The following is a 5,871-nucleotide window of genomic DNA, read 5'->3' as shown; positions in this document are numbered from 1 at the left end:
AAATACCGGGTTATTCCTGGCGGGAAACAAGCTCTAACTATGGGGGAATAGAACAAAGATGGTTGCTAGTTGAAAGTCAAGCTAGACAAGAATCAGACTTGAAAAAATTAGAGAAAAAAATCGAGCAAGAAAAGAAGGTAGTGATTCGGTAGTAGTGGTAAGCCATCTTGCTTATCTGGACTGAGTCGTGTAGAATATTTACTAATAAAAATAATTGCTTGATAAATGTTGGGGATTTGCTTTTTATGATTGCTATTTTTATCAATATCTTCTCTTGGATAATTAAACTTTGGTTAAATTACGATGAAGATTTAGAACATTGTCTTCTGACAAAAGATTCACAAACTTCAACATCTTGTTGTCCTAAATGTGGTTCTTATCATACCATCAAAAACGGTTCTACACATAATGGCAAGCCGAAACGTCAGTGTAAAGATTGCGGTCAACCGTTTGTGATCAATCCCACTAATAAAACCGTCTCTGACGAAACCAAACAATTAATTGATAAACTCCTGCTCGAACGAATTTCCTGACGAGGAATTGCTAGAGTAACAGGGGTAAGTTGGTCATGGTTACAAAATTATGTCAACAATAAACTGGCGGCTGTTCCCCGTCAAATAAAGGTTTCGGACAAACCAAAAGGTAAATTGGTTAGAGAATGTGATGAAATGTGGTCTTTGGTTTTTTCTAAGACGATAAAAGTCTATATTTGGCTGGCAATTGATAGAAATACAAGAGAAATTATTGGTTGCTATTTGGGAGATAGGAGTCGTCAATCAGCCAAAAAACTTTGGGCTAGTTTACCAGGCGTTTACCGACAATGTGCAGTTGCTTACACAGACTTTTGGGAGTCATATAAGACAGTAATTCCCAGTAAACGTCATCGACCAGTTGGGAAAGAAACTGGTCAAACTAATCATATTGAAAGATTAAATAATACCTTTCGACAAAGGATTTCTCGGCTGGTGAGAGAGAGTCTATCTTTCTCTAAAAAAATGGAGAATCACGTTGGGGCTGTTTGGTATTTTATCCATGACTACAATGCACAGCTGGCAAAGGATTAAGCCGCCATCACTACTACCGAATCACCACCGTTTTCTGGACTGTCAATCTCTTGTGTCGATTAATTCGGGGACAAGTTCGGGAATAAAACCTGGTTCGGCTAAAGAACCAGTAACATGATGTTCAAAGACTTCTGCGGGGGGAAAAGTTTTCTTGACTTCCTGAGATTGGGGATCCGTAGAAGGTAGCCATTTAATTAGGGGTAAAGGTAGGAGAGTGGAGAGATTAGTAATCACTACCAATAACCAAAGGTTATCAAAATTAGTTTCGGTGACTCCCAACCAATGGGTTAATAAAGCGCCGATTTCTTGGGAAACTAATCCTGACATATTCCAGATGGACATTAATAAAGCGAATAGAGATGCTTCAATGCCCACGGGACAAAGACGCGCTGATAAAATTAAGACGGGTAAAAAGGCAATTTGTCCCATGACGGTGAGGATGAGACTATCCCCCAAACTAAACCAATGATCGTCAATACCGAGCGCTCGATTAGTATGGGTAACTAAGATTAGGGTAGTCATCCCTAAAAGCGCAGAAATCACCGTACTCCAACCCAAAATTAAACGAAAGGAAATCGCTTTTAAAAACCGTTGATATACCCAGATGCCCAGGATCGAGGCTAAACTGGTGACTAAGCGCACTCGTCCTAAAAATTCCGGTTCAAATCCTAACTCGTTGGTGGTGAAGTAGAAAAAGGCAGAATCGGCGCTAGGGGTAGCCTGCCAGAGAAAAATAAAGGCAGTGGGTAATAAAATTGATTTTTGTCTAATTGCTGACCATAATTGCCCGATTTGCTCCTTGACTTTCGGCGTGGATTGTGCATTATTATTCTTGACTTTTTCCTCTGTAATTAAAAACGCCATGGCTGAGGCAATCAGGGGAAAAATAGCCGTGAGAGCGAAGACGGGACGAGTACCGAGGTGTGCGAGTAACCAACCCCCCAGATAAGCCGTAATTAAGCCGCCTAGGGCCGATATTCCCCAAGTTAAGGACTGTAGAGAACCGGATTGAGTGAAGGACTCTCTGCGGGCCCTTTCTACTACCAAAGAATCGACGATGACATCACTAATGGTGACAGAAAGGGAACCAAGCAGAATCGCCGCCGTCGCTTGCCAAGCATTCTCCACCACGGTGGCTAGGGCCAACCAAGCTAAAACCCCGAGAATTCCCGATAAAATTAGGTAAGGCCGACGACGATAGCCGAAAATAGGCAAACCATCCGAAAGAAATCCAAAAGCTGGTTTAATCACCCAAGGAATCGCCGCCACTCCGATTAATGCCCCCATCTGGGAGGGACTCAAGGCCAAATCGTCTTTTAAAAAAAAGCTAACCGCTAATCGGGAGAGTCCGAGAATGCCCTGCACGAAATAAACCCCTAAAATGCCAATTAATTCGGGATTAGGGTCATTTCCGAACAAGATAGTCTCTTTAAGGAATTTTTTCCCGCGATCGATGCCAAGGCGATTAATAAGCATGAAGTTTCATAAATATTTGTTACTGTCTCTATAATAATGATTGAGCGCTCGATCGGTGCGTTAGCTGTTAGGGTTTGGCTGTTGAGCTTTAGGTTTTGGCAGTTGGGTATTGGGTTTTAGGGTTTTAGTGGAATTTCCCCTGCTCCCCACTTCCCTATTCCCAATCGGCATAACAGGCTCCTTGTCATTTTATCAAGAAAGTTTTTTGCGATCGCTCTATTTGAGAGTAATATAGGGAAAGATTCTGGAAAAAATGCTTATCTGTCAAATCTTCAGCAGAATGCTATATGAACTCTTATCTCGACAGGTAAGAGTTCATATCACAATTTAAACTTAACTAGCAAGCCAGGATAGATGTATCCCGTTATGCTATCGTTGGCAATTTTTTATATTCTTCCTTATGCTTTTGTATCGCATCCCAGATGTCAACCTTTTGCTGAAGGTTGAGCCAAAGTTGAGGACCATTCCCTAAGGTTTGCCCAATACGAATTGCCATATCTACCGTGATTGGTCTTCGACCTTGAATAATTTCATTAACAGTGCGCCGAGACACACCGAGAAGCTCAGCAAAGGTTGTTTGAGTCATTTCAATATCTTCAAGCACATCTGAAATGACCTCTCCAGGATGTACTGGTCTTATTTGCCTCCCATTAATAATGTCTTGTAAGTCTTTCATAAATTATTTTCCTGCTTGAATCAAAACTCTTTGTTTTTCGTTATAGTCAGTGATAATCTTCAAGGTTTAAATCGTAGGCATCATTATTGATAAATGTGAAAGTAATACGCCAGTTACCTGATACCTTTATTGACCAAGTTTCTCTTCTATCCCCTTTAAGCTGGTGTAAATCATAACCCGGTATTCTAAGGTCATCTATAGCTGTTGCAGAATCTATCACTTCAAGTCTTCTCCTTATTCTTTTTTCTAAATCTTTGGGTATACCTTTTGCATTACCTTCTTTTAATAATCTTTCTAATGCCTTATCTCTAAAAGTTTGTATCATTCAATGGATTTCTCCTATATTTCATATTAAATCTTGGTCTATAACAGTTTAATGACAGTTTGATTTTATACATAAATATATTTTTTGTAACTTTGTAGGTTACAACTCCACTGTAATGTGGAAGGTTACAAATGTCAAGGCTCAAACTACTATGAAAGCAAAAGGGGTTCTAGTGCGATCGCTATAGCCCTAGGGTGCGTTCCCTAAGGTCAGTCCTACTACTGCACCGATCGATTTTGGGGAACGCACCTTACTCATTCATTGAAGTTGATAAGTCTAGGTAATCTAATATCCTCTGCCAGATTAGCACTTAATTGGGGATAGATCATCTATTTCTTACCTTAGTATGATCGCTGCTCTGGTAGTGGTGGAGGGTTCATAAAAAAATGTGCTAATCGGCATAACAGGCTCATTGTCATGTTGTCGGGAAATTTTCTTGCGATCGCTCTATTTAAGAGTAATATAGGGAAAGATTTTTTTTAAAATGTGTATTGGGGGTGATGTGTGGAAAGTTTTCGTATAATATCTGGTTAGTCCCCGGTGACAAAGTCATTGGATTTTCAATAGATGTTATGCTGACCAGTATTTTGCTGTGGTCGATGGCACTTAGCCTGTTGCTAATCAGCTTCACCCCTGGAGTATGGTATAAGCTATGGTTTTTTGAGATTTTGGGGACAGGCTATCTTTGGTTTGCGGGCTTGACTTTGATCTTGCTGTTGGCTCTGTTTTTACCCAGGTTCCGCCCTTCGCGCTGGAAATTGATGATCACGTTAGCTGTCGGACTGGGGTTTTATGCCAGCACAATTGGTACCTGGTATGTTCCGAGGTTGCGAGATGCTAGAACTGGTGGTTTCCCATTGACTGTAATGACCTACAACGTCAACTACCAACTATGGGAGACCAGTGCCGTGACTGACCTGGTTCGGGCAAATCCCGTAGATGTATTCGGGTTAGTTGAACCGTTCAAGGAGCAGGCAGCAGAGCTACTAGACAATGTGCAGGATCTTTATCCTTACTATTACCGCGCAACGGGAGGCGGACTGAGTTTATTTAGCCGCTATCCTATTACAGAAGCAACGACTGATAACTTGGGAACCCGCCACCATAGCCTATTCGCAAGCGTTAATGTGACAGGACACCCCATTCGGGTTGTTGTTGCCCATCCCCTTGCCCCTATATCCATGCCTAACTTTATCAATCGTAACCAGGCGATGGTGGCCCTGGCAGCCTATGCAGCACAGCAGTCAATCACTACCGTAATAATGGGTGACTTTAACCTCACCTCCTGGTCGATTTATTTTCGCAACTTTATCATTAACTCAGGATTACGCAGTGTCAATCTAGGGCATGGACTAAATCCAACCTGGTTTTATACTGACGAAGCGCGATCGCTATCCTATCTCGATCATTGGAAACAAGCTCTAAAAATTCCCATTGACCACATTTTCGTCAGCCAAAATGTCAGGGTTGATCAGGTCATCACACTGCCTTCAGGTGTATCTGATCATCGTCCAGTGATTGCAAAACTACGCGTGATGTAGCTTGTTTTAGCTCAGGTTCATAGCGATCGCAACAGCAATGCGGTCGCTATTGCCGTATTGCGATCGCTGATCTGGTAGGTTGGGTTGAGCGCAACAATACTGGGTCGAAAATGGCTCAATTCGCTTGTTTAAGCGAAACCCAACCACCCCAAAGGTTACTTCGGTTTGTGTTATGCAACGTACAGGGTTATAAGGAATGAAACTCTTATAGAGAAAGACATTTGGCGATTTTTGTTAATTGTTTTTGATCTAGAGCGAACTAATCAATTAAATCTCTTGCCAGATAAGGATTTAGTGCGATCGCTGATCTGGTAGGTTGGGTTGAGCGCAACAATACTGGGTCGAAAATGGCTCAATTCGCTTGTTTAAGCGAAACCCAACCACCCCAAAGGTTACTCTTGGTTGGGTTTCCTGGCGTCAACCCAACCTACAATAATTGCTGCTCTCGTAGTGCGATCGCTATTGCCGTAGCCGTAGCCGTAGGGTGCGTTCCCTAAGGTCAGTCCTACTACTGCGCCGATCGATTTTGGGGAACGCACCTTACTCATTCATTGAAGTTGATAAGTCTAGGTAATCTAATATCCTCTGCCAGATTAGCACTTAATTGGGGATAGATCATCTATAGACCTCTTGCATAATTTTTTTATGGTATAATGGAGGTTTTTGCTTTTTTCTCGATTTTTAGATTGAAGTTGAAAAAAGAATAAAATGTGATCTTAGGTCAGGAAATCATCTATAATTTTGCTATGTTTATTAGCAAAATTATGGATTATCAAAACTTATCAGATG

5 protein-coding genes and 1 pseudogene are annotated in these 5,871 nt (G+C 41.5%); 2 read left to right on the top strand and 4 right to left on the bottom strand.

The features are described from left to right. Positions 1 to 326: 326 nt before the first annotated feature. A pseudogene (locus IQ242_RS14830) lies at positions 327 to 1,064 on the top strand (IS1 family transposase). A gap of 42 nt (positions 1,065 to 1,106) precedes the next feature. Here IQ242_RS14830 and IQ242_RS14825 read toward each other — a convergent pair. The 3 genes from IQ242_RS14825 to IQ242_RS14815 all read right to left on the bottom strand — a co-directional run bounded on the left by IQ242_RS14825 (position 1,107) and on the right by IQ242_RS14815 (position 3,541). Beyond that, the gene (locus tag IQ242_RS14825; protein WP_193960486.1) at positions 1,107 to 2,540 is read right to left on the bottom strand and encodes a folate/biopterin family MFS transporter; all 1,434 of its coding nucleotides are present in this window, start codon (positions 2,538 to 2,540) and stop codon (positions 1,107 to 1,109) included. A 364-nt stretch (positions 2,541 to 2,904) separates the two neighbouring features. Further along, positions 2,905 to 3,216: a HigA family addiction module antitoxin gene (locus IQ242_RS14820; protein ID WP_193960485.1), complete on the bottom strand. Its 312-nt coding sequence runs from the start codon at positions 3,214 to 3,216 to the stop codon at positions 2,905 to 2,907. Positions 3,217 to 3,262: 46 nt separating this feature from the next. Beyond that, on the bottom strand, positions 3,263 to 3,541 hold the full coding sequence (locus IQ242_RS14815; protein ID WP_193960484.1) for a type II toxin-antitoxin system RelE/ParE family toxin: 279 nt from the start codon (positions 3,539 to 3,541) through the stop codon (positions 3,263 to 3,265). Between the two features lie 572 nt (positions 3,542 to 4,113). Here IQ242_RS14815 and IQ242_RS14810 point away from each other — a divergent pair. Then, positions 4,114 to 5,082, top strand: coding sequence for an endonuclease/exonuclease/phosphatase family protein (locus IQ242_RS14810; RefSeq protein ID WP_228021012.1), 969 nt, complete (start codon positions 4,114 to 4,116; stop codon positions 5,080 to 5,082). Between the two features lie 392 nt (positions 5,083 to 5,474). On the opposite strand, the gene IQ242_RS14805 is transcribed toward IQ242_RS14810, so the two are convergent. Then, the gene (locus IQ242_RS14805) at positions 5,475 to 5,630 is read right to left on the bottom strand and encodes a hypothetical protein (RefSeq protein WP_193960482.1); all 156 of its coding nucleotides are present in this window, start codon (positions 5,628 to 5,630) and stop codon (positions 5,475 to 5,477) included. Positions 5,631 to 5,871: the final 241 nt, after the last annotated feature.

Source organism: Microcystis sp. LEGE 08355 (assembly GCF_015207185.1).
Taxonomy (GTDB): Bacteria; Cyanobacteriota; Cyanobacteriia; order Cyanobacteriales; family Microcystaceae; genus Microcystis; species Microcystis panniformis.
Note: the sequence above shows the minus strand (reverse complement) of the source record. Positions and strands in the feature narration are given on the sequence as shown.

What these genes read in the sequence shown, in the direction of transcription:
- IQ242_RS14825 (WP_193960486.1), bottom strand. Translation starts at nt 2,540, where the DNA reads ATGCTTATTAATCGCCTTGGCATCGATCGCGGGAAAAAATTCCTTAAA.
- IQ242_RS14820 (WP_193960485.1), bottom strand. Translation starts at nt 3,216, where the DNA reads ATGAAAGACTTACAAGACATTATTAATGGGAGGCAAATAAGACCAGTA.
- IQ242_RS14815 (WP_193960484.1), bottom strand. Translation starts at nt 3,541, where the DNA reads ATGATACAAACTTTTAGAGATAAGGCATTAGAAAGATTATTAAAAGAA.
- IQ242_RS14810 (WP_228021012.1), top strand. Translation starts at nt 4,114, where the DNA reads ATGCTGACCAGTATTTTGCTGTGGTCGATGGCACTTAGCCTGTTGCTA.
- IQ242_RS14805 (WP_193960482.1), bottom strand. Translation starts at nt 5,630, where the DNA reads ATGAGTAAGGTGCGTTCCCCAAAATCGATCGGCGCAGTAGTAGGACTG.